Source organism: Hyphomicrobiales bacterium (genome assembly GCA_016710435.1).
GTDB lineage: Bacteria > Pseudomonadota > Alphaproteobacteria > Rhizobiales > Aestuariivirgaceae > Aestuariivirga.
In genome coordinates this window covers 2870235-2894520 of sequence record JADJVV010000001.1, presented here as the reverse complement: position 1 = coordinate 2894520, position 24286 = coordinate 2870235, and the positions used below count along the sequence as shown (strand labels likewise).

24 protein-coding genes are annotated in these 24286 nt (G+C 62.5%); 4 read left to right on the top strand and 20 right to left on the bottom strand.

All coding sequences use genetic code 11. The annotated features are described in order from the left end of the window. Nucleotides 1–28: 28 nt before the first annotated feature. The 3 genes from IPM06_14110 to IPM06_14100 all read right to left on the bottom strand — a co-directional run bounded on the left by IPM06_14110 (nt 29) and on the right by IPM06_14100 (nt 3827). Nucleotides 29–337, bottom strand: a complete 309-nt coding sequence (locus IPM06_14110; GenBank protein MBK8771558.1) for a DUF2282 domain-containing protein — start codon at nt 335–337, stop codon at nt 29–31. 146 nt (nt 338–483) lie between these two features. Further along, complete coding sequence (locus IPM06_14105; protein ID MBK8771557.1) at nt 484–1143, bottom strand: class I SAM-dependent methyltransferase; 660 nt, start codon at nt 1141–1143, stop codon at nt 484–486. Then, nucleotides 1140–3827 carry a DUF2339 domain-containing protein gene (locus tag IPM06_14100; protein ID MBK8771556.1) on the bottom strand — a complete coding sequence of 896 codons (2688 nt, stop codon included), beginning with the start codon at nt 3825–3827 and terminating at the stop codon, nt 1140–1142. Before IPM06_14100 ends, IPM06_14105 begins: the two co-directional genes overlap by 4 nt. A 56-nt stretch (nt 3828–3883) precedes the next feature. Here IPM06_14100 and lipB point away from each other — a divergent pair, with 56 nt between their 5' ends. Together lipB and gstA are read left to right on the top strand one after the other, a co-directional pair. Continuing rightward, on the top strand, nt 3884–4561 hold the full coding sequence (lipB, locus tag IPM06_14095; protein MBK8771555.1) for a lipoyl(octanoyl) transferase LipB: 678 nt from the start codon (nt 3884–3886) through the stop codon (nt 4559–4561). 63 nt (nt 4562–4624) lie between these two features. Beyond that, nucleotides 4625–5227, top strand: a complete 603-nt coding sequence (gstA, locus tag IPM06_14090) for a glutathione transferase GstA (GenBank protein MBK8771554.1) — start codon at nt 4625–4627, stop codon at nt 5225–5227. Between the two features lie 193 nt (nt 5228–5420). Here the strand turns inward: gstA and clpA are convergent, their stop codons facing one another. The 3 genes from clpA to IPM06_14075 form a co-directional block, all read right to left on the bottom strand. Continuing rightward, nucleotides 5421–7823, bottom strand: a complete 2403-nt coding sequence (gene clpA / locus IPM06_14085; protein ID MBK8771553.1) for an ATP-dependent Clp protease ATP-binding subunit ClpA — start codon at nt 7821–7823, stop codon at nt 5421–5423. Nucleotides 7824–7935: 112 nt separating this feature from the next. Next, nucleotides 7936–8262 (bottom strand): ATP-dependent Clp protease adapter ClpS, encoded by a 327-nt coding sequence (clpS, locus tag IPM06_14080; protein MBK8771552.1) that lies wholly within the window; start codon nt 8260–8262, stop codon nt 7936–7938. Between the two features lie 230 nt (nt 8263–8492). Further along, the gene (locus tag IPM06_14075) at nt 8493–9302 is read right to left on the bottom strand and encodes a phytanoyl-CoA dioxygenase family protein (protein MBK8771551.1); all 810 of its coding nucleotides are present in this window, start codon (nt 9300–9302) and stop codon (nt 8493–8495) included. A 131-nt stretch (nt 9303–9433) separates the two neighbouring features. Between IPM06_14075 and IPM06_14070 the strand changes: the two genes are divergently transcribed. Further along, on the top strand, nt 9434–9835 hold the full coding sequence (locus IPM06_14070; GenBank protein ID MBK8771550.1) for a DoxX family protein: 402 nt from the start codon (nt 9434–9436) through the stop codon (nt 9833–9835). A gap of 63 nt (nt 9836–9898) precedes the next feature. Here IPM06_14070 and IPM06_14065 read toward each other — a convergent pair whose 3' ends face one another. After that, nucleotides 9899–11869 (bottom strand): acetyl/propionyl/methylcrotonyl-CoA carboxylase subunit alpha, encoded by a 1971-nt coding sequence (locus tag IPM06_14065; protein ID MBK8771549.1) that lies wholly within the window; start codon nt 11867–11869, stop codon nt 9899–9901. Between the two features lie 94 nt (nt 11870–11963). After that, complete coding sequence (locus IPM06_14060; GenBank protein MBK8771548.1) at nt 11964–13151, bottom strand: hypothetical protein; 1188 nt, start codon at nt 13149–13151, stop codon at nt 11964–11966. 96 nt (nt 13152–13247) lie between these two features. Here IPM06_14060 and rimO point away from each other — a divergent pair, with 96 nt between their 5' ends. After that, nucleotides 13248–14573 (top strand): 30S ribosomal protein S12 methylthiotransferase RimO, encoded by a 1326-nt coding sequence (rimO, locus tag IPM06_14055; GenBank protein ID MBK8771547.1) that lies wholly within the window; start codon nt 13248–13250, stop codon nt 14571–14573. On the opposite strand, the gene IPM06_14050 is transcribed toward rimO, so the two are convergent. The 12 genes from IPM06_14050 to IPM06_13995 all read right to left on the bottom strand — a co-directional run bounded on the left by IPM06_14050 (nt 14570) and on the right by IPM06_13995 (nt 24228). Continuing rightward, nucleotides 14570–15361: a hypothetical protein gene (locus tag IPM06_14050; protein ID MBK8771546.1), complete on the bottom strand. Its 792-nt coding sequence runs from the start codon at nt 15359–15361 to the stop codon at nt 14570–14572. The genes rimO and IPM06_14050 overlap by 4 nt on opposite strands. A 58-nt stretch (nt 15362–15419) precedes the next feature. Then, nucleotides 15420–15875 (bottom strand): hypothetical protein, encoded by a 456-nt coding sequence (locus IPM06_14045; protein ID MBK8771545.1) that lies wholly within the window; start codon nt 15873–15875, stop codon nt 15420–15422. Between the two features lie 99 nt (nt 15876–15974). Continuing rightward, a complete protein-coding gene (locus IPM06_14040) occupies nt 15975–17246 on the bottom strand; it encodes an outer membrane protein transport protein (GenBank protein MBK8771544.1) in 1272 nt (423 codons plus the stop codon). Between the two features lie 167 nt (nt 17247–17413). Then, nucleotides 17414–18946 (bottom strand): acyl-CoA carboxylase subunit beta, encoded by a 1533-nt coding sequence (locus IPM06_14035; protein ID MBK8771543.1) that lies wholly within the window; start codon nt 18944–18946, stop codon nt 17414–17416. 54 nt (nt 18947–19000) lie between these two features. Continuing rightward, nucleotides 19001–19381, bottom strand: coding sequence for a nitrile hydratase accessory protein (locus IPM06_14030; protein ID MBK8771542.1), 381 nt, complete (start codon nt 19379–19381; stop codon nt 19001–19003). After that, nucleotides 19335–19988 carry a nitrile hydratase subunit beta gene (nthB, locus tag IPM06_14025; protein MBK8771541.1) on the bottom strand — a complete coding sequence of 218 codons (654 nt, stop codon included), beginning with the start codon at nt 19986–19988 and terminating at the stop codon, nt 19335–19337. The genes IPM06_14030 and nthB overlap by 47 nt, the downstream gene beginning before the upstream one ends. Next, nucleotides 19985–20605, bottom strand: coding sequence for a nitrile hydratase subunit alpha (nthA, locus tag IPM06_14020; GenBank protein MBK8771540.1), 621 nt, complete (start codon nt 20603–20605; stop codon nt 19985–19987). The genes nthB and nthA overlap by 4 nt, the downstream gene beginning before the upstream one ends. 76 nt (nt 20606–20681) lie before the next feature. Further along, complete coding sequence (locus tag IPM06_14015; protein ID MBK8771539.1) at nt 20682–21002, bottom strand: hypothetical protein; 321 nt, start codon at nt 21000–21002, stop codon at nt 20682–20684. A gap of 101 nt (nt 21003–21103) precedes the next feature. Then, nucleotides 21104–21859, bottom strand: a complete 756-nt coding sequence (locus tag IPM06_14010) for an ATPase (protein MBK8771538.1) — start codon at nt 21857–21859, stop codon at nt 21104–21106. Then, a complete protein-coding gene (locus IPM06_14005) occupies nt 21849–22835 on the bottom strand; it encodes an RluA family pseudouridine synthase (protein MBK8771537.1) in 987 nt (328 codons plus the stop codon). Before IPM06_14005 ends, IPM06_14010 begins: the two co-directional genes overlap by 11 nt. After that, entirely contained in the window at nt 22835–23215 is a 381-nt protein-coding gene (gene crcB / locus IPM06_14000; protein MBK8771536.1) for a fluoride efflux transporter CrcB, read from the bottom strand. Before crcB ends, IPM06_14005 begins: the two co-directional genes overlap by 1 nt. Further along, the gene (locus tag IPM06_13995; protein MBK8771535.1) at nt 23215–24228 is read right to left on the bottom strand and encodes a magnesium transporter CorA family protein; all 1014 of its coding nucleotides are present in this window, start codon (nt 24226–24228) and stop codon (nt 23215–23217) included. Before IPM06_13995 ends, crcB begins: the two co-directional genes overlap by 1 nt. Nucleotides 24229–24286 lie beyond the last annotated feature (58 nt).

Below are 24286 nucleotides of genomic sequence, written 5' to 3'. Positions count from 1 at the left end.
CCCTTCTGTCGCCGTCCCTGGTTTGGGATCAGGCAGGAATGTCGCGCTTGAGAGCCTTCATCGAACCCATGCGATCGCCCGGCAGCATCATGGAGGTGCAGGTGCCCTTCTCCACGTACTTCCAGGAATTGCCCTGGTAGTCGACCTTGGAGGTTCCGGCGCAGGTCGTGCCCGCACCAGCGGCGCAGTCATTCTTCCCGGCCATGGCGACGCCAAAGCACTTTTCCTTTTCCGCAGCGGCGGCGGAGGTGGCTGATGTGACGCTGACAGTGGACAGGGCTGCCGTGACGGCAGTGGCGAGCATGGCGGCGCTGAAGGCGCGGCGGGTGGTGATCATGGGGGGTCTCCTTCGGTTGTCGTATGGCGGTGTCGGTGCGACGCCGTACGCGCAAGGTGACGGAAACCGGGTTCAACTGGAAATAAACTCCAACGCCGGAACCATCACGCCGGGGTGAGCGGTTCCGTGATGCAGCCGTGAAGCGCTCAGCGCTTGCGCACCAGCGTCAGGCCATCTGCGATGGGCAGCATGCAGTGGGTGACGCGTTGATCGGCCGCCACCTTGGCGTTGAGGTTGCGCAATGCGGTGGTGTCGGCATCGCGCTTTGCCGGGTCGGCCACGTCGCCGCCCCACAGCACGTTGTCGATCATCATCAATCCGCCACTTCGCAACAGCGTGAGACCGCCTTCGTAGTAGGCATCGTAGGAGGGCTTGTCGGCGTCGATGAACATGAGGTCGATGGTGCCCTCGCGGCCTGTGGCGCGGAGGTCCGCAATTGCGGCATGGCCTCCGTCGAGGCGCAGGTTGATGCGGCCGTCCACGCCCGCCTTCTTCCAATACTGGCGGGCGATTGAGGTCCACTCTTCGCTCACGTCAACGGCGGTGATTTCGGCGTCGCAGGCGAGCGCCATCGCGAGTGACGAATAGCCGGTGAAGGTACCGATCTCGAGAATGCGGCGCGCGCCCATGAGGGCCGCCACCATTCCCATCAAGGCGCCCTGCTCCGGTGCGATCTGCATCACGGCATCCGCGCCCAAGCGCCCGGTGGCAGCGCGCAATTCCGCCAGCACGGGGGCTTCGCGCGCGGCGTGGGCGCGGTAGTAATCAAGCACCGCGCCTTCCAGGACGATTGACGAGGTGCTCATGCGGTTGCTCCCGTGCGCGGCGCCTGAACGAAGCGCGTGTAGACCCAGCCCACGCCGATGAGGCAGAGGCCGAGCCCGATGATGCTGGCGATGCGCCACAACCCGCCCAGTTCGAACAGGTCGAGCGCGAAGACCTTGGCCACGGCCAAGGCGATGATGGCGAGGCCTGCCAGGCGGATGTTCTGCCGCGACAGGCGGATGCCGGCGAGGAAGATGGCGATGGCAGTGGCGATCCACGCGGCGGAGACGCTGTAGGATTCGGCATCGCTTTCGAACCACGGCACCAGTGTTTCATCCTGGAAGAAGCGCTTCACCTGCAGCGTGACAAACGCAATGAGCAGCACGAGCGCGAAGACGCCGAGCGCATTGCGCGCCTTGCCGAGGCCCAATCCCTCCAGCTTGCGGGCCATCAGCGCCAGCAGCGGCACGGGTGCAAGATAGGCCAGCCACAGGCTGTTGAAGATCATGCTGCCTTCCAGCGCATCACCGGTGATGACGGGATTGCGGCCCGTCAATCCGATGAACAGCACGGCACAGGATGCGGCCAGCAAGAGGCGCGCGCCCCACAGCGATATGAAGGACGAGAACATGGTCTGGCGATAGGCGAGGCCATAGGCAGCACCCAGCCACGCCAGCGCATGCGCCGACATTTCGAGAAGGCCCATGTGATCCGCCGTGATGCCGCCTGCGATCAGCACGCGGAGTTCCAGCGAGACGAGTGCGATGCCGAGGCCCAGCGCCAGCCCTTCGAAGGCAGCGCGCCAGCGCGCGTAGCCGTCGCGGCGGAGGTCGCGCGCGGCGAGCCAGAACAGGAGGACGGGCACACCGTAACCATAAAGCACCCAATGCGCGCCCAGCGGCAGGCCGCCGGGTTCACCCCAGAACTCGCGGCCGATGAACAGCCTGAGTGCGGCGAGGCTTCCGGTTGCTGCCGCCATCCCGGCAAGGTTGACGCTTTGCACGCGCCGCGTGGCAAAGGCGAGCGCTCCTGCCAGCGCGGCCGTCAGCAGCGTCTGCCACACGCCGTCGGCAAGGCGGTCGATGGCGAAGAGTGCCAAGAGAACGGTGCCGGCAGCGGTCACGTCAGCCGCGCGGCCCGCAACCTGCCAGATCCTGTCAGTGGCAGCGGCAAGCAGCGCGGCCAGCACAAGCCCGATCACGGCCCAGGAGATGTTCGACTGGACAAAGTCCGCCTTGGACCAGGCTCCAAAAAGAAAGAACACGGCGGCACCGGAGGCCAGCGCGGCCCACGGCAGCCTCTCCGCCCGCCTGAACACGCCCGCAAGGCCGATCGCCGTGAAGGCCGCAAGCGCCACGAACACGGCGGTGCGGAAGCGCGGCGGTTCGATGAGGCCGGGCACGGTGGACCAGAAGCCCCGCTCGTCCATGGCCCATTCGTAGAATCCCACTTCCGGCCAGGCCATCAGCAGCACGAGCGTTGCAAGCCCCGCCGCAAGAGGTGCCGCCACCATGCCGCCGCGCAGCCAGCCGAAGGCGGTGATGGCCAGCATCGCCACGGCGAAGAAAAGAAGCGCAAGCGTGGCGTAGTGGGTCTGCCAGACCAATGCCGCCAGCACGAGGGATGCGGCGGCGCATCCGGCAATGGCGATCTGCATCGGCGGCATCAGTTTGTCTGGCTTGGCGAGTGTGCCCATGTGTTCGGCCAGAATGCCGCGGCCCACGGGCAGGAGCACGGCCCCTGCTCCCATGACCAGCGCAAACACGCCGGCGGGCACGACATGCGATGCGTCAAAGAATGCGCCCTGCGTCCAGAGCAGAGACCAGAGGGTCGCACCTGCAATGGCCGCAAAGCCAAGCCACCACCATGGGCGGCTCCGCAATTCGTAGAGCGAGGCCAGCACGATCACCAACAGGAAGGCAAAGAAGCCGGCTGCACTCGGGTGTTCGGAAGGCACAAGCGCTGGCGCCACATAGGCGCCCACCAGGCCGAGCGCAGCGATGAACGGTCCTTGCCGCCGCGACAGCCACAGGGCCGCGAGTGCGACCGCCACCAGAAGCGGGAAACAGATGCCAGGGCTCAGCAAATCATAGAGGGCATAGGCCGCGTAGATGACGCCAAAGGCAATCACCAATCCGGCGGCCGAGAGTGCGGCAGGCACGTAGCCGCGCGCAAGCTCATCACCACGCTTCCTCACCCATTCGCCGGCGAAGATCAGGGCCACGGCCGCCGCCAGGCCGATGATGACGCGCAGCACGGGCGGAATAAGGCCTTGGTCGTGGGCATATTTCACAAAGAGCAGGCCGCCGAGCGCGATGGCGACGCCACCCACCCAGACAAACCAGCGCGAGGCCAAGGCTTTTTCCACGTCTCTGGAGGCAGGTGGCGGACTTGCCTCCCTGCCGGGTGCAGGCGTGGCACTCTCGGCGGATGGAGTGGCAGACCAGTTGGTACTCGCCGCGGGTTTTGCTGTTTCGCCGGGCGCACCGGGAGCGACGAGACGCTGCTCCGGTTCCGCCGTGACCGCCATTTGGGTCTTCTGTCCGGTGGACAGACCGGGGGCTGCGGCGGCGGGTGCCATCACCGTTCCCGGCGTGAGCCTCTCCAGTTCCTTCTTCATCGCCCGCAATTTCGTGTTGAGATTGCCGATCTGCACCAACGCGATGATGGCGAGGATCGGTCCGGCGAGAAACAGGAGAAGCCCGAGGGCGAAGAACGATTCCATCGGCGAAACCTAACCCTCTTGCGGGCCGCTGTCTAACTTGGGAAAAGCGCCAGCCCATGACATCCCGCGATGACCTTCGCCCTGCCCTCGCCGCCGCCCGTCCCGTCCGCTGGGAGGTGACGCCGGGGCTTGTGTCCTATCCGGATGCACTGGCGCGCATGGAATCAGAGGTGGCGGCCATCCATGGGGGTGCGCCGGAACTGGTGTGGCTGGTCGAACATCCGCCGCTCTACACCGCAGGAACGAGCGCACACCCGCGCGACCTTGTGGAGCCGGAGCGCTTTCCCGTGTTTGAGGCCGGTCGCGGCGGGCAATACACCTATCACGGTCCCGGACAGCGCGTGGCCTATGTCATGCTCGATCTCAAGCAACGCGGCAGCGACGTGCGCGCCTTCGTGACAGCGCTTGAAGAATGGATCATCGACACCCTCGCCCTGCTGGGTGTGCGCGGAGAACGGCGCGAGGACCGCGTGGGCGTCTGGGTGAGGCGACCCGACATCGAACCGGGCCGCGAGGACAAGATCGCCGCCCTCGGCATTCGCGTCCGTCATGGCATCAGTTTCCACGGCCTCAGCATCAATGTCGATCCCGACCTCGGGCACTTTGCCGGCATCGTGCCGTGCGGAATCGCCGAACACGGCGTCACCAGCCTGCGCGACCTTGGACTCGGCTGGACCATGGCTGAGGTGGACGAGGCCCTCGCCCGGACATTCACAAAAATCTTCACGCGGTGACAATCGGTCACTTGCGTTGTTACATAAGATTGTTATGTCAGGAGGGCAACCGGAGACATGACAATGAAACTATACTACGCCCCCGGCGCCTGTTCCATGGCGCCCCATATTGCTCTCAACGAGCTGGGCATCGATCACACCACCGAGAAGGTCGACCTCAAGTCCAAGACCACGGACACGGGCAGCGATTTTCTCGGCGTCAACAGCAAGGGCTATGTGCCGACGCTGGAAACCAACGACGGAACGCTCACCGAAGTGCAGGTGATCCTCCAGTATCTCGCAGATGCCAATCCGGCCAAGGGTCTGCTGCCGAAGTTCGGCGACATCAAGCGTTACCGCGCCATGGAAATGCTGAACTTCATTTCCTCGGAACTGCACAAGGGCATCGGCGGCCTGTTCAACCCTGCCATGCCGGACGGCGGCAAGGAGGCCATCAAGGGCCGCCTCGACTCGCGCCTCGGCTGGATGAACAAGCAGCTTGAGAAATCCCAGTATGTGCTGGGCGATGCCTTCTCGGTGGCGGATGCATATGCCTTCACAGTGCTGGGCTGGTGCAAGCACGTCGGCATCGACCTCGGGAAATTCCCGGCGATCGGCGCCTATCTTGCCCGCGTCGCAGCCCGTCCCGCCGTGCAGAAGACACTGCAGGCGGAAGGGCTGGCTTAGGACTGATTATTGTTGCGATGGCTCATGTGAATGAGCCTGCATGCGGGCTCCCGCGTAAGCGGGAGAAGGCCGGGGGGCTTCCAGACTTTCGTGCGGCAACGCCGTTGAAAGTCTGGACTCCTTCCCTCGGCAAGAGCGGATGCAATGCCATTGAAACTGAAAAGGGCCAGACAGTGTCTGGCCCTTTTTGTTTCTACGCCTTCGCCTTGCGCTTTTTCGCGGGCGGCTTCTTGGGGCCTTCACCCTTTGCCTTGGCGCGCGGAAGGGCCTTGCGTTCCGGTGGCTTCGGCAGGGACGAGCGTTCCTCCTCGCGGCTGAGATAGGCGAAGTCGAGTTCTCCGCCCTTCATGAGGATACGCACGGTGCCGCCCTTCGACAGCTTGCCGAAGAGCACCTCTTCCGCCAGCGGCTTCTTGACATGCTCCTGGATGATGCGGGCCAGAGGCCGCGCACCCATTTGCTGGTCGTAACCCTTGGTGGCGAGCCAATCCGCTGCTTCCGACGAGATCTCGATGTTGATCTGGCGTTCGGACAACTGCGCTTCCAGCTGCAGGATGAACTTCTCGACCACCTTGCGGACAACCGACGGCGGCAGGTGGCTGAAATTCACCACCGCATCGAGGCGGTTGCGGAATTCCGGCGTGAACATGCGGGTGATCGCCTCGTTGTCCTCGGCCACGCGAACCGAAGCACCGAAGCCAATGGCCGGGCGGGCAAGGTCGGCAGCGCCTGCATTGGTCGTCATGATCAGCACGACGTTGCGGAAATCGACGGACTTGCCGTTGTGATCCGTCAACTTGCCGTGGTCCATGACCTGCAGCAGGATGTTGAAGAGGTCCGGATGGGCCTTCTCGATTTCATCGAGCAGCAACACGCAATAAGGATTCTGGTCCACACCATCGGTGAGAAGGCCACCCTGGTCGAAGCCCACATATCCGGGAGGCGCGCCGATGAGGCGCGATACGGAATGACGCTCCATGTATTCCGACATGTCGAAGCGCAGGAACTTGACGCCCAGCACTTCCGACAGCCGCTTGGCGACTTCCGTCTTGCCGACGCCTGTGGGCCCAGCGAAGAGGTAGCTGCCGATGGGCTTTTCGGGTTCGCGCAGACCGGCGCGCGCCAGCTTGATGGCGGCGGCCACCTGCTCGATTGCCTTGTCCTGGCCGAAGACCAGCCGCTTCAATTCGGACTCGAGATTCTGCAGCACCGTCGCGTCATCGCGTGACACCGTCTTGGGAGGAATGCGGGCCATGGTGGCGACCGTCGCCTCGATCTCGGGCACGCCGATGGTCTTCTTGCGCTTTTCTTCTGGCAGCAGCATGAGCGAAGCGCCCGTTTCGTCGATCACGTCAATCGCCTTGTCCGGCAGCTTGCGGTCGTTCATGTAACGGGCCGAAAGATGCACAGCCGTCTCGATGGCATCGTCGGTGAAATGCACCTTGTGGAATTCCTCATAGTAAGGCTTGAGGCCCTTGAGGATTTCGATGGCGTCCGGGATGGACGGCTCATTCACATCGATCTTCTGGAAGCGGCGCACCAGCGCGCGGTCCTTCTCGAAGTGCTGGCGATACTCCTTGTACGTGGTGGAACCGATGCAGCGCAGGCTGCCCGCGGCCAGCGCGGGCTTCAGCAGGTTCGATGCATCCATGGCGCCGCCCGATGTGGCACCGGCGCCGATGACCGTATGGATTTCGTCGATGAACAGGATGGAGCCGGGCTTGGATTCGATCTCCTTCATTACGGCCTTGAGGCGTTCCTCGAAATCGCCGCGATAGCGCGTGCCCGCCAGCAACGTACCCATGTCGAGCTGGTAGACGGTGCAGTTACGCAGCACGTCCGGCACTTCGCCCTTGATGATCTTGCGAGCCAGGCCTTCGGCGATTGCCGTCTTGCCGACGCCGGGATCGCCCACGAAAAGCGGGTTGTTCTTCTGTCGGCGGCAGAGGATCTGGATGGTGCGATTCACTTCCGCTTCCCGCCCGATCAGCGGATCAATCTTGCCATCGGCGGCCTTGTGGTTGAGATCGACGCAATAGGCTTCCAGCGCGCTCTGGTCGGACTTCTTCTTCGCTCCGTTGGCGGCTCCGCCCATGTCGTCATTCTCCCCTTCACCCGGCTCCGTGCCCCGGACGGGACGGGATTCCGATGAACCCGGGCGCTTTGCGATGCCGTGCGAAATGTAGTTGACCGCATCGTAGCGGGTCATGTCCTGCTCCTGCAGGAAGAACGCGGCGTGGGATTCTCGCTCGGCAAAAATTGCCACAAGCACGTTGGCGCCCGTCACCTCCTCGCGGCCCGAAGACTGAACGTGAATCACGGCGCGCTGGATCACGCGCTGGAATCCGGCGGTGGGTTTGGCCTCTCCCGTCGTTTCCGTCACCAGGTTGGAAAGTTCGGTGTCGATATAGTCGGTGAGGTCGTCGCGCAGTTCTTCGACGTTGACGCCGCAGGCCTTCATCACGGCCACTGCGTCCTTGTCCTCCGTCAGGGAGAGCAGGAGATGTTCGAGCGTCGCAAACTCCTGACGGCGCTCAGCGGCGTAGGAGAGCGCACGATGCAAGGCCTTCTCAAGGGAACGCGAAAATGTCGGCAAGGCTGTGTCCTTTCACCAGGCAGGGTGTCGCTGTTTCCCCTGACTGTCAATGTTCAAGCGGGCTTAAAAGTTGCAATGTGATATGGGATGGAGCGGGCGAGTTTCACAGCCCTCACTCTTTTTCCATCGTACATTGCAGTGGATGTCCATTCTGCTTGGCGTAGTCCATCACCTGCGTCACCTTGGTCTCGGCAACTTCAAAGGTGTACACACCACATACGCCCACACCCTTCTGGTGCACGTGCAGCATGATGCGATAGGCGTCCTCGCGCGTCTTGCCGAAGAACTGCTCCAGCACATGCACGACGAACTCCATCGGCGTGTAGTCGTCATTGAGGAGAAGCACCTTGTAAAGCGAAGGCTTTTTTGTCTTCGCCTTGGTGCGGGTCAGGACTCCGGCGTCTTCACGATCGCCGGGTTTTGCAGGGAGTCGGGCCATGGCCCAGAATATAAGGCACTGTGGCGGAATGTGGAGGGGGTGTTGACGTTTCAGTGAAGAGACAGGAACCCGGCGCCGAAAACAAGGAATGCCACGAGCGAAATGGCCTCGTAGGCGAGATACATCCAGCCGAAGCGGCGGACCATCGGGTGTTTGAAAAGGCGGGCCATTCTGTCCGTTCCTGAGACACGTGCATTGTTTCACGCGGGAACGGAGCAAGCGCCGTGCCGTCAGTCTCGGTTTGTCCAAAGGACCGGAAAGAGCGGATGATCCATGGCCGCACCCGGGGCCAACTCCTTCTCCAGGCCCTGAAACGGCGGCGATGTGCGCCAGGGACGCGGTGCAAACGTGGTGTCGTCGCCCATGAAGCGGAACGAGACGACGCGCCGCCTGTTGCCGCCAGCGACTCCGCCTGCCCCGTGGAGCGAGAGCATGTGGAAAAACACGGCATCCCCCGGTTCCAGCGCCCAGCCCAGTACCGTGTAAGTGTCGGGATTGCCTTCAATGTCGGGAATTTCCCGCAATGATCCTTCGGGAAACCATTTGGCTTCATTGTTCATGAAGGTGCGCGGCATCAGCCAGCCTTGGCGGTGGGACCCGGCCACAAATCTGAGGGTCGCGTCAGCGGCCACGGGGTCGACTGGCAACCACATGGAAATATTGTCGAAACCGTCGATATTGTAGTAGGGCTGATCCTGATGCCAAGGTGTCTTGGCGACAGTCTTGGGTTCCTTCACCAAGAGGTGGTCGTGATAGAGGCGCAAGGTCTTGCAGCCCATCAGCTGACCAGCGGCCGCTGCGGCGGGCGATTGCATGAGGAAGTCGCGATATTCGGGAATGCGCTGCCAGTTGCAGAAATCCTCGATGAAATAGCCGGGGTCTTCGGGGCGCGAGGCCACGATGGAGAGCGGACTTGGCTCGGCCATATTGCGGGCAATTCCGCGTTCCAGCAGCGACAATTCCTCGCGGCTGAACAGGCCCCGGATCACGACAGCGCCATTTTCCCGATAGAATTCAATGTCTTTGGCGGAAATCTTCATGATTCACTTCTTTCGGGATATTTCTGTAATATCTATTGATACATATTATGATCTTCGCTACATCGTGCTTACCGGGTGCCCGCCTCGTGGGCATTCTTCAACATCACAATGCTTTCGGAGAAAGTACAACTATGAACGGTATCCTTCCTGTTTCCTGGTCTGGCTACACTCATGCGGCGCTGCGCATCATGACTGGCCTCCTGTTCCTCGCCCACGGCACGGCCAAGCTCCTGGGCTGGCCTGCTGTCGACATGTTCAAGGATGGCGTGCCCCTGCTCTCGCTGTTCGGCATCGGCGGCCTCCTCGAAATCGTCGGCGGCCTGATGATCGTCGTCGGCTTCTTCACGCGCACCGTGGCCTTCGTGCTCTCGGGCATGATGGCGGTGGCCTACTTCATGTTCCACGCCCCGTCGTCGGTTTATCCGATCATCAACCAGGGCGAACTCGCCATCATCTACAGCTTCGTGTTCCTGTGGCTCGCCACAGCCGGATCCGGCCCGTGGAGCGTGGATGCCAGCCGCAAGGCTGCCTGATACTCGATCTCCCGCAAGACCGACTGGCGCAGGTGCAAACCTGCGCCTTTTTCTTTGTCCAGATCAGGCAAATTCCATGATGACGGCGTCCACCTGAAGACTGTCGCCCTTTTTGGCATTCAGCTTGCGGACGGTGACATCGCGCTCGGCACGCAGGATGTTCTCCATCTTCATCGCTTCCACGATGGCCAGCGGATCGCCCGCCTTGACGTCCTGCCCTTCCGCCACCGCAATCGATACGACAAGCCCCGGCATCGGGCAGAGCAACTTCTTCGAGGTATCGGCGGGCTTCTTCTCCGGCATGAGGCGCGCGAGTTCAGCCTCGCGTCCAGAGAACACGTGGGCATTCACGGACATGCCGCGCCAGGTGAGGCGGTAGCCGTTGAGCACGCGCTTCACTTGCACGGAGAGGGTTTCGCCTCCGGCCTGCACGTGGGCGATGCTTTGGCCGGGCACCCAATCGCAGGCCCGCGCTTCAGCTTCCATCGCCGCATCCAGTTCGATCAGGTGCCACTCCGATCCGAGACGCACATGGCGGCTGTGATCGAACTTCACTTCGCGGCCAGTCATCTGCCCGGAGATATGGCGCTTGCGGGCGTTTTCGATGTGATCAAGCAGCGCCGCCACATGCGCCAGCTTGGCGGAACTTCCCGGCGAGAGGGCAGCACCCTTGAAACCATCGGGGTAATTCTCGGCGATGAAACCTGTGGACAGCTTCCCGGATTGCCAGACCGGATGTTCCATGATGGCGGCGACGAAGGGAATGTTGTGCTGGATACCCTCGATCACAAATTCATCCAGCGCCGTGCTCATGGCGGCGATTGCGCCGGCACGGGTCGGCGCATGGGTGCAGAGCTTGGCGATCATCGGGTCGTACCAGATTGAAATCTCGCCGCCCTCGAACACGCCGGTGTCGTTGCGCACAGTGATGCCGTTCTCGCTCTTCTCCGCCGGGGGCTGGTAGCGCACCAGACGGCCCGTGGAAGGAAGGAAATTGCGGTACGGGTCTTCGGCGTAGACGCGCGATTCGACGGCCCAGCCATTCAGCTTCACGTCCGCCTGCCTGATTGCCAGTTTCTCGCCAGCAGCAACCCGGATCATCTGCTCCACGAGGTCGATGCCGGTGACGAGTTCCGTCACGGGATGTTCGACCTGCAGGCGCGTGTTCATCTCGAGGAAGAAGAACGAGCGGTCCTGGCCCGCCACGAATTCCACCGTGCCGGCGCTGTCGTAACCCACCGCCTTGGCGAGGGCCACGGCCTGTTCGCCCATGGACTTGCGGGTCTTGTCATCCAGCAGTGGCGACGGGGCCTCCTCGATCACCTTCTGGTTCCGGCGCTGGATCGAGCATTCACGTTCGCCCAGGTAGATCACGTTGCCGTGCTTGTCGCCCAGCACTTGGATCTCAATGTGGCGCGGATTTGTGATGAATTTCTCCACGAACACGCGGTCGTCGCCGAAGGACGACTTGGCTTCCGACTTGGCGCGGGCAAAACCATCGCGCACCTCGGCGTCGCTGTGGGCGATGCGCATGCCCTTTCCGCCACCGCCGGCCGACGCCTTGATCATGACGGGATAACCGATGTCCCTGGCGATCTTCACCGCTTCGACATCGCTCTCGATGATACCCATGTAGCCGGGAACGGTTGAAACACCGGCGGCCGCGGCGGCCTTCTTGGATTCAATCTTGTCGCCCATGGCGTCGATGGCGTGGGGGTTGGGGCCGATGAAGACGATGCCCGCTTCCTTCAGCGCCTTGGCGAAGGCCGAGCGTTCCGACAGAAAGCCGTAGCCGGGGTGCACGGCTTCTGCGCCCGTCTTGCGGCAGGCCTCGATGATCTTTTCGATGACGAGATAGGACTGGGCCGCCGGTGCTGGCCCGATGTTCACGCGCTCATCCGCCATCTCGACGTGGAGGGCGCGGGCATCCGCGTCGGAATAGACAGCAACCATCGCGATGCCCATCTTGCGCGCCGTCTTGATGACGCGGCAGGCGATTTCGCCACGGTTGGCGATGAGTATTTTCTTGAACACGAAGCCCCTGCTCCACTTGTATTTTTCTGATCGCAAAGATTTCTAGCCGTGCCGTCAAGAGCCGCCAATACGACGGAGGGTGAAGGCCCGCCTGTCAGTCCAGCAGGGCCCGCGCCACCGCCGGAAGGTCGCCGTAGTCGCGCTCGGACAGGAACTGCGCCAGGGCCTTCGCCACGGGCACGGCCTCCAGGTTTTCCGCCGGGCAGTTTTCGAGGTCCTGGCCCGATGTGCAGATCTGCGGGCCGAAATCGCTCTTGGGATCGAGATTTTCGAGTGCCGTCTGCCAGGCTTCCTCGCCCTGCCCCAGGCGCTGCTTGGCGGCGACCCAGCCGGCAAGGAAGCCGTTGGTGCTCCACAAGCTCGGATCGACCTTGGCCGAGAATTCCATCGCCGCAAGGTCCCGTACCAGACGGCTGTGCATGGCCGGATCGTTGGAGATGTCCGCCAGCCTGTTCCCCCGGAGATGGCTGATGCGGATCGGCGCAACGGAGCCGGCGTAGGAATCGAAAGCATAGAGGAAGTCGTTGTCCACGCGGAACAGTTCCATCGTGCCGTCGCCGTCAGCATCCTCATAGGAGTAGCCGCCGCCATCGAAGACGCCTGCGTCCACCAGGGTCCAGCCGCTGCCGCCCTGTGGCGACGTGGCGATCCAGGTTTGGGTGCAGCAGTGAGCACCGCCGGTGAAGCGGGTGAACACCAACTGCGGGCCATTGGCGGTGGGATCGAGTTTGAGAAGGCCGGCGTCCGACCCGAACATGGAATAATCCGTCGGCGTGGTGAAAGAGAACAGCAGCTTTCCGTCCTTTTCGGCAGTGGCGGTGGTGGGACCGGGATTGTCCTCGTCGCCCTTCATCGACACCACATAGGTGATGCCGTCGCCTGAAAACTGCACGGGCTTGTTTACCTCGTAGGTGGCGAGCACGCGCTGTTCTTCCCAAGGGTGCTCCTCATAGATGGTGTCGATGTATTTGTCGCCACGCGAGAGCAGCGCGTCCTTCGGCAACTCCCCGATGTCCTGGTGAGCCTTCCTGATGGCCTCGACCGAGCCCTCCTTGTAGGGGCCCAGCACGATGGCGAAAAATCCGGACTGGGTGGTCACAACCCTGGCCCGTTCCGTGGAATACAGGCCCGCAATGGCGATGGCGGTGTCCTTGTCCTTGGTGGAGGCGATGGTGAGCCAGCGTTCCTTGCCCGCAAGGGCGAGGGACCCGGCAGGGGCTGGCGCCGCCATGAGGAGCGCCATCAGACAACTTGCCCCCGCAAGCATAACGATTTTTGGCATGGCTTCCTTATGGGCGAGGTGCGGGGCAACCTCAAGTGGGGGTCTGGCGGTTCCGTTAAATTTGCCCTGCCCGCGCTGCTCGGCTAAAGGCGCGCCATGACCCTGACCGTGCCGAAAGTGGGCCTTGTCCAATTGGGCTGCCCGAAGAACCTCGTGGACAGCGAGCGCATCCTCACCCAGCTCCGGGCCGAGGGCTATGTGATCGCGCCCGGCTATGACGATGCCGACGTGGTGATCGTCAACACCTGCGGATTCCTCGATTCGGCCAAGGCGGAGAGCCTCTCGGCCATCGGCGAGGCGCTGGCGGAGAATGGCCGTGTCATCGTGACGGGATGCTATGGCATCGAGGATGAAGCGATCCGCAAGGCGCATCCTTCCGTGCTGGCGATCACGGGTCCCCACCAGTACGAACAGGTGGTGAAGGCCGTGCATGAGGCGCTGCCGCCGGTACACGACCCGAAGATGGATCTGGTGCCGCCGCAGGGCCTGCACCTCACGCCGAAGCACTACGCCTATCTCAAGATTTCCGAAGGCTGCAACAACCGCTGCACCTTCTGCATCATCCCCTCGATCCGTGGCGATCTGGTTTCGCGCCCGGCGGCTGCGGTGCTGTATGAGGCGGAGCGGCTGGTGAAAGCCGGGGTGAAAGAATTGTTGGTCATCTCGCAGGACACGTCTGCCTATGGCGTTGACCTCAAATACACACCGTCGAAATACCGTGGCCGCGAGGTGCGGGCGAAGTTCTACGATCTGGCGAAGGAACTGGGCGATCTCGGTGCCTGGGTACGCATGCACTACGTCTATCCCTACCCGCATGTGGACGATGTCATTCCGCTGATGGCGGAGGGGAAGATCCTTCCCTATCTCGACATTCCCTTCCAGCATGCCTCACCCACGGTACTGAAGGCGATGCGCCGCCCGGCAAACCAGGAAAAGGTGCTGGACCGGATTGCGGCGTGGCGGAAGGTCTGTCCGGACCTTGCCATCCGCTCGACCTTCATCGTCGGCTTTCCCGGCGAAACGGATCAGGACTTCGAGCAGCTTCTCCAGTGGATGAAGGAAGCGCGGATCGAACGCGCGGGTTGCTTCCAATATGAGCCCGTGTCTGGCGCGACCGCCAATGATCTGGGCCTGCCGCAGGTGCCGGATGAGGTGAAGGCAGAACGGTTTGCGCGCTTCATGGAGACCCAGCAGGCCATTTCGGAAGATGTATTCCGCTCCAAAATCGGTCGTGAAATCAATGTCTTGGTTGATGAAATTGACGCTGATAATGAAGAAGCTGTGGCCCGCTCGCCGTGGGATGCGCCGGAAATCGACGGCAATGTCTTCATCCCCGGCGCGACGGACCTCAAGCCCGGCGATATGGTGAAAGTGAAGATTGTCGACGCCGAGGAATACGATTTGATCGGCGAGCGGATTTAGAACTCCCGCTTCTCCACGAAAAATCCGTACAGGCTGGTGAGCAACGTCACGCCCATGATGGTGAAGATCCAGTTGAACACGATCTGGAGCGACAGGCCGAGCATCAGCGCGAAGGTCAGTCCCGTTTTTTCCAGCAGGTAGACCACGCCCGCAAGCAGCAGCGCGATGACAAGCACGCAGAGTGCAAACAACAATGCCAGGCCGAAGAGTCGCCAGGTATTGCCTTGGGTGATGGACCATGCGTCCTTCAATCCGAAATCGTACCGTTCCAGCGCCACAGCCGGCAACTTCACGCTCAGGCGATAGAAGGCGGCGATGCCGTAGATCACCGTGGCGAAATAGATCGGTACCGCGAGGATTGCTCCAGCGTTGCCCATTGCGAAAGGAATCGCGGTCAGCAGCATCGCAGGCACCATTCCGGCGACCAGGACAAGCATGATCAGCAGGGTGTTTCCGAAGTAGCGCCAGACCGTATTGTCGGCACGCAACCGTGCCCATCCGCGCGGCACTTCGTCCAGCAGCACGTAGCGGTGCCAGCTCACGGCGATGGATGCGAAAGCAAACAACGTGAGAGCCGCCACAAGCAGTGCAATGGCGATGACCTTGCCCTCGGGCACGCTGCCGTCGGCGCGTGGTTCAAGCGTGAAGCCATACAGCGTGGCCAGAATGTTCGCAGGCGCGATGAGCAATATCCATGGCCAGCTCAACTGCCAGGCAAAGCCCAGGTTGTTCGTCGTCGAGCGGAGCATGTGCCCAAAGGCGGCCCCCACCGGCAATGTCCGCATCATGTTCTCCCGCGCGAATCCCTGCCCCGTTTTCCAACGGCGGAGCGGGCGGCACAAGAGGTCAGAGCAGCGAAACGTAAGTTCCTGCAGTGGGGTCCTCGAAGGTCACGCGGAGGTTCGCACCCTCGACGGTGCTGCTCTTCACCAGGTTGACCCGGCGCCCGGTGACGCGGTCATGGGCGCTGATCACCACGTCGGCCCCAGCGAAATTGTCGATGGCCGCGGTGCGGTCGTCGATGGCGTAGCCTTGCGCCTTGAGATGTTCCTTGAGCCAGACGACCTCGGATTTTCCGTCGGAGGGAAGGACATAGAGAACCGTGCCGAAGGCGGCTTCGGCCCCTGCCTCGCCCGAATATTCCACGCTGCTGATGAACGGCCGCGACGGCAGCGGCAGCCAGGCCGGTGCGACGATCGCGGCACTCTCGGTTTGAACCGATGACCCTTGTGTGTTGAAAACCGATGGACCCGACACGGCCAGAGCCAGACAGGCACCGGCCGCCAAAGCGACAAACTTCATGACACTTCTCCCCAGATGGGAAGAACGTTATCGCAGTCTTGCTAAGGCCGGGTTCAGGGATACGCTCAAATTTGAACGGTCAACCCCGGCGGGAATCCATCAGAAATCGACGGACATGCCGGCGCTGAGGATATCCATGTGCGCGTTGGACTTGCCGACGAAATGAATGGCGGATTCCGTGCGGTCGATGTCACCCTCCTTGAAGAAGATGTGAGTGTAGGCAAGGTTGGCCTTCATCTTCTCGGTGATCTGCAGGCTCGCACCGGCGCTCAGCCACAGGCGATCCGAGTCCGGTACGCGCAATGAGCGCTCGTCGGGGGCCTGGACAGGGGAAATTTCGTAAGCCAGGCCGCCCCGGATCGTGAGTGTGTCGGAGAGATCATGCTCCAGACCGGCGGAGAAGAAATATCCGTCATGCCAGCCGAATTCGAGAGACTTGAGGACCGCTCCCGGCGGACGCAACCCGCACAGCGCCAGATTGGTGCCGCCACCACTGCAGACGATATCCAACTGCTTCAACCTGCTCCAGTTGGTCCACTCCGCAGAGGCCAGGAGGCGCGTCTCATCCGAAATGTCCTGACGGATGCTGAGGGTCGCGCTTTCCGGCAGCGTGACATCGGCGGAGATGGGATCGAAGCCCGGAACGGCGGGGTTTGTGCCACGCAGGGAATCCTCGCCCTTGAGCGTGTGTTTCACGGCAGAGCGGAAACCAAAGCCAAGTTGTGTGCCGTCCATCGGGCGCCAAACAACACCACCACTGAAACCGAAGCCGATATCGTCACCCTGCACCACAACACTGGAACTGGTTGGCGCGACACCGCCCGCCGACCGCAGGTCCGCGGTCATGTATTCCATGATGACGCCGCCACCGATGGTGATGTCGGGCGAAACGTTGTAGGCCAGTGCCAATTGTCCGTTGTAGGTCTTGACCTGGGACTTGCGATTGAAGGTCTGGCCAACCCAGGCAAAGTCCGTCTTGTTGCCAAGGCCGAACGGCGAATTCAAGGAAAGGCCGGCGACCAGATCATCGGTCAGCTGGTAGCTCATGTAGCTTGCCGGCACGAGCGCGAGGTTGCCCATGTTGCCGCTGGATCCGGTGCCGAGCACGTCCGTTCCCGTGATCTTCGCATAGGGAGCGATCAGCGTGTAGTTCGAGTCGGTCTGGAAGCCTTCGAATTCGCCCAGCACGGCGGGGTTCCAGAACATGCCGGAGAGCCCGCCTCCGCCCGCCGCGTTGCCGGCGAAAGACATGCCCTGGTATTCGACCGATTGTTCACGGACGGCAAACCCACCGGCCAGTGCCGAGGTTGCCATGGCGACGGCGGCGATGCCGGAAGCCATAAATGCTTTGAAAGCGCGTGTGCGAGTCATTGGACAGTCCCCCCGTTGCCGCCCACACCGTCCGACTCTGGGCGAAAATCAGGCTCAGAGTCTAAGTTGGTTGCAATGCGCCGTCAAATGCCCGCAGCGCGTGATGACCCGCCCGATTGTGACAAAATCGTGGCTGTGTCATTTATGCAACAACGAGCGGATTTCGCTCACAGCGGAATGTTGTCGTGCTTCTTCCAGGGGTTGTCGAGTTTCTTGCCCTTCAGCATGTCCAATGCCCGGGCCACCCGCCGGCGGGTGGAATGGGGCATGATCACATCGTCGAGGAAGCCCCGCTCCGCCGCCACGAAGGGATTGGCGAACCGGTCTTCGTAGTCCTTGACGCGGGCGGCGATCTTTTCCTTGTCGCCCAGTTCAGCGCGGTAGATGATTTCCGCGGCGCCCTTGGAGCCCATGACGGCGATTTCGGCTGTGGGCCAGGCATAGTTGATGTCGCCACGCAGGTGCTTGGAGGCCATCACGACGTAGGCTCCCCCATAGGCCTTGCGGGTGATGACGGTGATCTTCGGCACAGTTGCTTCGGCGTAGGCGAAGAGCAGCTTGGCGCCGTGCTTGATCAGGCCGCCATATTCCTGTGCCGTGCCCGGCAGAAAACCCGGCACGTCCACGAAGCTGATGACCGGGATGTTGAAGCAATCGCAGAAGCGCACGAAGCGTGCGCTCTTACGGCCTGCATCCGAATCCAGCACGCCCGCCAGCACCATGGGCTGGTTCGCAACGATCCCCACTGTACGGCCCTTGATGCGCGCAAATCCGGTGATGATGTTGCGGGCATGGGCTTCCTGGATCTCGAAGAAGTCACCCTCGTCCACCGTCTTGAGGATCAGCTCCTTCATGTCATAGGGCTGGTTGGGATTGGCCGGAATGAGCGTGTCGAGGCTCGGCACCAATTCCTCTGCGCTGTCCAGCTGCGGCAATTCCGGCAAGTCTGCCGTGTTGGATGAGGGCAGGAAATCGATGAGGCGGCGCATCTGCAACAGCGCTTCCACGTCGTTGTCGAAGGCGCGGTCGGCAATCGATGACCTTGTGGTGTGGACCGAGGCGCCGCCCAGTTCTTCCGCCGTCACCGTTTCGTTGGTCACGGTCTTCACCACGTCGGGGCCGGTCACGAACATGTAGCTCGTATCGCGGACCATGAAGATGAAGTCGGTCATCGCGGGGGAATACACATCGCCGCCTGCGCACGGCCCCATGATGACGGAGATCTGCGGAATGACGCCGGAGGATAGCACGTTGCGCTGGAAAACCTCGCCATAACCTGCAAGCGCGTCCACCCCTTCCTGGATGCGCGCGCCACCGGCGTCGAACAGGCCGATGATGGGTGCTCGGTTGCGCAGTGCCATGTCCTGCAGTTTGGTAATCTTGCGGGCATGGGTTTCCGAGAGCGAGCCCCCGAAGACGGTGAAGTCCTTGGCGAATACGTAGACGACGCGACCGTTCACCGTGCCCCATCCCGTCACCACGCCGTCGCCCGGAATGCGTGTTTCCGCCATGCCGAATTCGGTGGCGCGATGTTCGACGTAGATGTCGAACTCCTCGAACGAGTTCTGGTCGAGGAGCAGTTCGATGCGCTCGCGGGCCGTCAGCTTGCCGCGGGCGTGCTGGGCGTCAGTCCGCTTCTGTCCGCCGCCGGCGCGGGCATTGGCACGGCGCGCCTCCAGCTTTTCAAGGATCTCATGCATTCATCCGCTCCACACAATCTCAGGCAATTGCTCTAGGCGGGAGGCTGGTCCCGGTCAAACTGGCGAAAAGTCAAAGGACGGGCCGTCCGCGCCTGCCCCGTTTTCCAGACGTATGGGCTGGCCGTGGGGCGTTGCCTTCGCGGCCCTGTCCCAAGCGGCAATGCGGGCCAGGCGTTCAGGTTCGCTCATCACTCCGTAGCCCTGGACGATCTTCTCCAGTGCGGCGAGCCATGACTCATAATACGGCCGCTCCGGCATGGCGTGGAGTTCGGCACCGAGCACATGCGTCCACTCGCTCCACGTGAAGACCCCGCGTTCGTGCAGCTTCACCGTCAAGGCAAAGACCTGCGCCTCCCACGGTGCGGCGAAGGGCGTCTCGGGCTGGCGCTCAGGCGCGGACAAGATAGGGCTCCCAAAGATCAAGACAGACGGAATCCGGCGATGGTTCTCCCCAGAGTTCCTGCGCCGTGAACTTCACGGTGTAGAGCCAGCGCGGGTCTTCGCCCTGCCCCATGCCGTTTGAATCCGGATAGACGTGGACGCCGCGCACGGCGACGACCACTCCGTTTCTTTCCATGGCATAGGCCGGAAGGCGCGTGTGTCCCGGCGTTTCGTTGCGGATGGTCCGGACGGCATCACCGGCGCCGAAGACGGCGGGCGCTTTCGCCTCGCGCATGTAGGGAAAGCCGCGGTTCAGCGTTGCTGCCACGGCATCGCCCTTCAGGACGCGTGGCGGCGGCTTGGGCGGATCGACCGCGTGGCCTGCGGCCAGGTCGCGCTCCGTCACCATGCCGCGCTCCGTCAGGTTCTGGGTGAGCGCCGTCAGCCAGATGTCGTAGTAGTTGGCGGACCAATAGAAGTCCTGCGGCAGCTGCTCGCGCTTGTGGCGGTTCTGGTCTCCTGTCCAGGCCCCGCCTGCCCCCATGGCGACGGTGAAGCCCAGCACACGGCGCTCCCAGGCCGCATGAAAGAGCGGCTCGTTCTTTTCCGGATTGATGGGGCCGAAGCCATCGCGGCCGCCGAGATCCTGGGCGCCGATCATGCGGACACCGTGACGATTGCAGTGCCGATCATCGAATCCCGCGAGACGATGGCGGCGAGTTGCTCCTCGCTCCAGCCTTCCGTGCCGGCGGGACGTTCGGGGATCACGAGGTAGCGCATCTCGGCGGTCGAATCCCACACGCGAACTTCCTTGCCGTCCGGCAAAGCCACACCGAATTCGGAAAGAACGGCGCGCGGTTCCTTCACGGCGCGGGCACGATAGGGCGGTGACTTGTACCAGACCGGCGGCAGGCCCAGCACCGGCCACGGGTAGCAGGAGCACAAGGTGCAGACGACCATGTTGTGCTGGTCAGGTGTGTTGAAGAGGGCCACCATGTGTTCGCCCTGCCGCCCGGTGTAGCCCAGCGATGCGATGGCGGCGCTGGCGTCGTCCTTCAGCCATGCGGCAAAGGCGGGATCGCTCCAGGCCTTCGCTACAACACGGGCGCCGCGGTGGGGACCGATCTCCGTTTCGTAAGTCTGGATGATGGCTTCAACTGCGGCGGGATCGACGTAACCTTTCTCGACCAGAATCGATTCCAGCGCGCGGACGCGCAACTCGATGGGCGAGAGTTCACTGTTGTGGGGATGGTCGTCGTCGTGGTGATCGTGTGCCATGCCGGGAGGCTAGCGTAATCCGGCACCGGTGGAAACTGCGGGATGGCGAATCAGACGTCGCCGCCACTCCCCGCGATCACTTGGCGGCGGCGATGGTCTTGTCGATCTCGCCTGCGGCGCTGCCGCAGAAGCCCGCTGCATCCGCATCATGGGCGGCTTGCGTGTCAGACCAGAGCGCATCGAGTTGATCCTGGGCCAGCCCGCTCTTCTGTTCGACGCGCTGCACGGCATCGCCCAAGGCGCTTTCCTTGGCGGCATCGAGCCCCAAATCGCATTTGGCCGCGGCGACCCCCGCCTTGTAGGCCGAGACAAGATCCGCTGGGGCGGACTGGGCCATGACAGCGCCTGCAGTGAGGAGCGTGGCGAGGGAAAGGGCGGCGATGAGCTTGAAGTTCATGATGGGGTCCCGTCTTGGTTGCAGGGCTTATCAAAGGCGATCGTGACGGAGATAAGGCGGTGGAAGGCCGGCGTACAAGTGCGGCGGCGTTTGGGCGCAGCTCAGTCCAGGCGGTTCAGGATGTCCATGAGGGCATCGAAATCGAGACGGCGGCCGGCGCGGCGGGCCATGGCCTCGTCGTCGGCGCCCCATTCCGAAATCTGGTAGTCCTCGTCCACATGGGCCGCGTTCCACCCCTTCTCGGCACTGGCACGCCCACCCACAAGCATCAGGGACAACAGTGCCGAACCCGTGAGCGTCGTGAGATTGTACAGCACCGTCAATCGGAACGGATCGAGTGCCGCCGCCGCTGACCGTGCTGCTGAAATTGAGGCCTCATCCTGCGCCACATGCACGATGCCCAGTACCGGCTTAAACGCCGCCCCCAGCGTTACCCGTGCATCTTCGAGCACGGGATTCCAATGCCGGGATTGCAGGTCCGCCAGTTCGCGTGGCTTTTCGGCGCGGTAGCAGACCAGGTCCGAGCCCGCGTAGCTTGCGAAATCATCCAGCACGGATTGACGTTCCGAGACGGCGCGGTCGATTGCCGTGTTGGCATATTTGGTCACGGGCATGACGCCGGGGTTGACGACCTTGTCCTGCGCCTCCCACTCAGCGGCGACAGCTTCCGCCAGCGCCCGGGTCGGCAAAACCAGCGGGGCCTTCATCGGCGTCTTCACGGCGCGACCATCGAGCAGGATTTCGTTGCGGGGGCCGATCGCCACCGTCTTGTAAAAGCGCCTGGGCAAGGGCCGTTCATAACGGTCCTTCATCAGGCGGCGCATGCGGGCGTCGTCGGATTCGTCGTCACTCGTCATCGCGGTCAAACCGTTTGGGATCGAAGCCGAAGAGCGTGAAGGTCTCCAGCATGTGTTGCGGCAATGGAGCCGTCACATCCACCGTTCCGCCGCGCGGATGGGGGAAGACGAGGCGGCGGGCGTGGAGATGAAGCCGGTTCTCAACACCGTCCGGCAAGTCGCTGTCTCCATTGTATTTATTGTCGCCGAGGATGGGCGTTCCAAGATGGTCCATATGGGCGCGAAGCTGGTGCTGGCGGCCGGTCTGCGGACGGAGCGACATCCACGCGGCGATCTTCGCGGCATGGTCCAGCACGGCGTATTGGGTGACGGCGTGTTGCTCGTCCTCCTCCTCGCCCTCGCGGGAGGCGCGCATGCGGTCGCCATCTTCGCTCCTGGCCTTCACCAGCGCCACGTCGATGCGGCCTTGCATGGGATGAGGCACACCCTTCACAACGGCCCAGTAGGTCTTCTTGACCGTGCGCGTGGCGAAGAGCTTGCCCAGCGCCGCCGCAATAGCGCGGCGCTTGGCGACGACAATCACACCTGAGGTATCACGGTCGAGGCGGTGCACCAGCAGCGGGCGCTCGCCCGTCTCCACGCCCAAGCCCATCAGCAGGCCGTCCAGATGATGATGGGTCTTGCTGCCACCCTGCACGGCAAAGCCCGAGGGCTTGTTGAGGACATAGATATCCCTGTCCTCGTGGATCACCATCGAGTCGAAGAAACGGCGCTCTTCCTTGGAAAGCGGCTTCACGTCGCCCTTGGGCGCGTCGGCTGGGCGCGTATCGAATGCAAGTGGCGGCACGCGGATTTCCTGACCCTGCACGAGACGGACATTGGTCTTGCAGCGCCCCGGCCCTATCCGCACCTGTCCGGTGCGCGTCAGCTTGTTGAGATAGGCAAATGTCACCTGCGGGAAATGCACCTTGAACCATCGGTCCAGACGCATGCCGTCCTCTTCCGCCGCGACGACGTGGCGCTTCACTTCAGCCATCAGGCGATGCTCCGCACCATCAGGGCGTAGCCTGCAAAGACGGCAATGAGCGAGAGGATGACCGAGCCCAACACATAGGTGATCGCGCTGCCGTTCTCACCGCGCTGCATGAGGTTGAACACATCGAGGGAGAAAGCCGAGAAAGTTGTGAAGCCGCCAAGGAAACCCGGCAGCAGGAAGACCCGCACAGCATCCGCGTCGGCGAATTTGCGGGCGATGAGTGCCGCCAGAAGCCCCATCAGGAAACTGCCAACCACGTTGACGGTCAGCGTGCCCCAGGGCTGGCCTTCGCCGAAGATGCCGGCAAGACCCCTGATGCTGGCGTAGCGCGTGACGGAGCCCAGTGCACCGCCCAGGGCGACCCAGGCGACGGAGCCCATCACAGCCAGCCCTTTCGCTTGAAATACCAGAACGGCAGAAGGGCTGAGAGGATCATGAGGAAGACTGCCCAGGGATAACCAAACTCCCAGTCCAGCTCGGGCATGTACTTGAAGTTCATGCCGTAGACGGACGCCACCAGCGTGGGCGGCAGGAACACGACCGCGGCCACCGAGAAGATCTTGATGATGCCGTTCTGCTCGATCGAGATCATGCCCAGCACGGCATCCAGCAGGAAGCTGATCTTGCCCGAGAGGAAGCTGGAGTGGTCGGCAAGAGAGAGAATATCGCGCTGCAGAATCTTGATGCGAGCGCGGTTCTCTTTCATGTCCTTGGACTGCTTCATCTGGTCGATGATGGCCTGCATGTAGGCCACCATTCGCCCAATGGAGACGAGGCTTTCGCGCATCTTGGAAGTGAAGTCGCCCTCCTCGCCCACCTTGCCCAGAAGTTCTTCGAGGTTCTTGGGCTTCTTGCGGCGGCGCTGGCCCTTGCGGGCGGGACGCTGGATGAAAGAGGTGTCGAACACCTGCTTGGATGTATCGTCAACGATGGCGCCCACGCGCTCCAGATGGTCGGCGGCGCGGTCAACCACGGCTTCCAGCAGGCTGATCAGGATGCCCCAGCCCGTCATGGCGGTGGCCTGCGGCTTCATGGCCTGCTTGATGTAGACCGGGAAAGCCTGCGGGTGATGATAGCGGATGGTGATAAGCTGGTTGCCCTTGATGATGAATGTCACCGGGCTTGATTCCGGGCGGTCGTCCTCGCCGCGCCGGATCAGGTTGGCGGTCATAAAGGCCGCGCCGTCTTCCTGATAGAGGCGGCTGGAGGCCTCGATTTCTTCGAGTTCACCGCGCGTCGGGATGTCGATGCCGAGGGCGGCTTCCACGTCCTTTTCCTCTTCGGCCGTCGGTTCCACCATGTCCAGCCAGACGGCAACGGACAGCAAGGCCGCATCCCCTGACCGGGAATGTTCGACCAGGCAGCCCTTGTCTGTGCCGTATACCGAAAGCATGTGCCCTGCCTACACTCTGGATTTAAAAAGGCAAGAGCACGCGGGGCGCCTGGCGGCC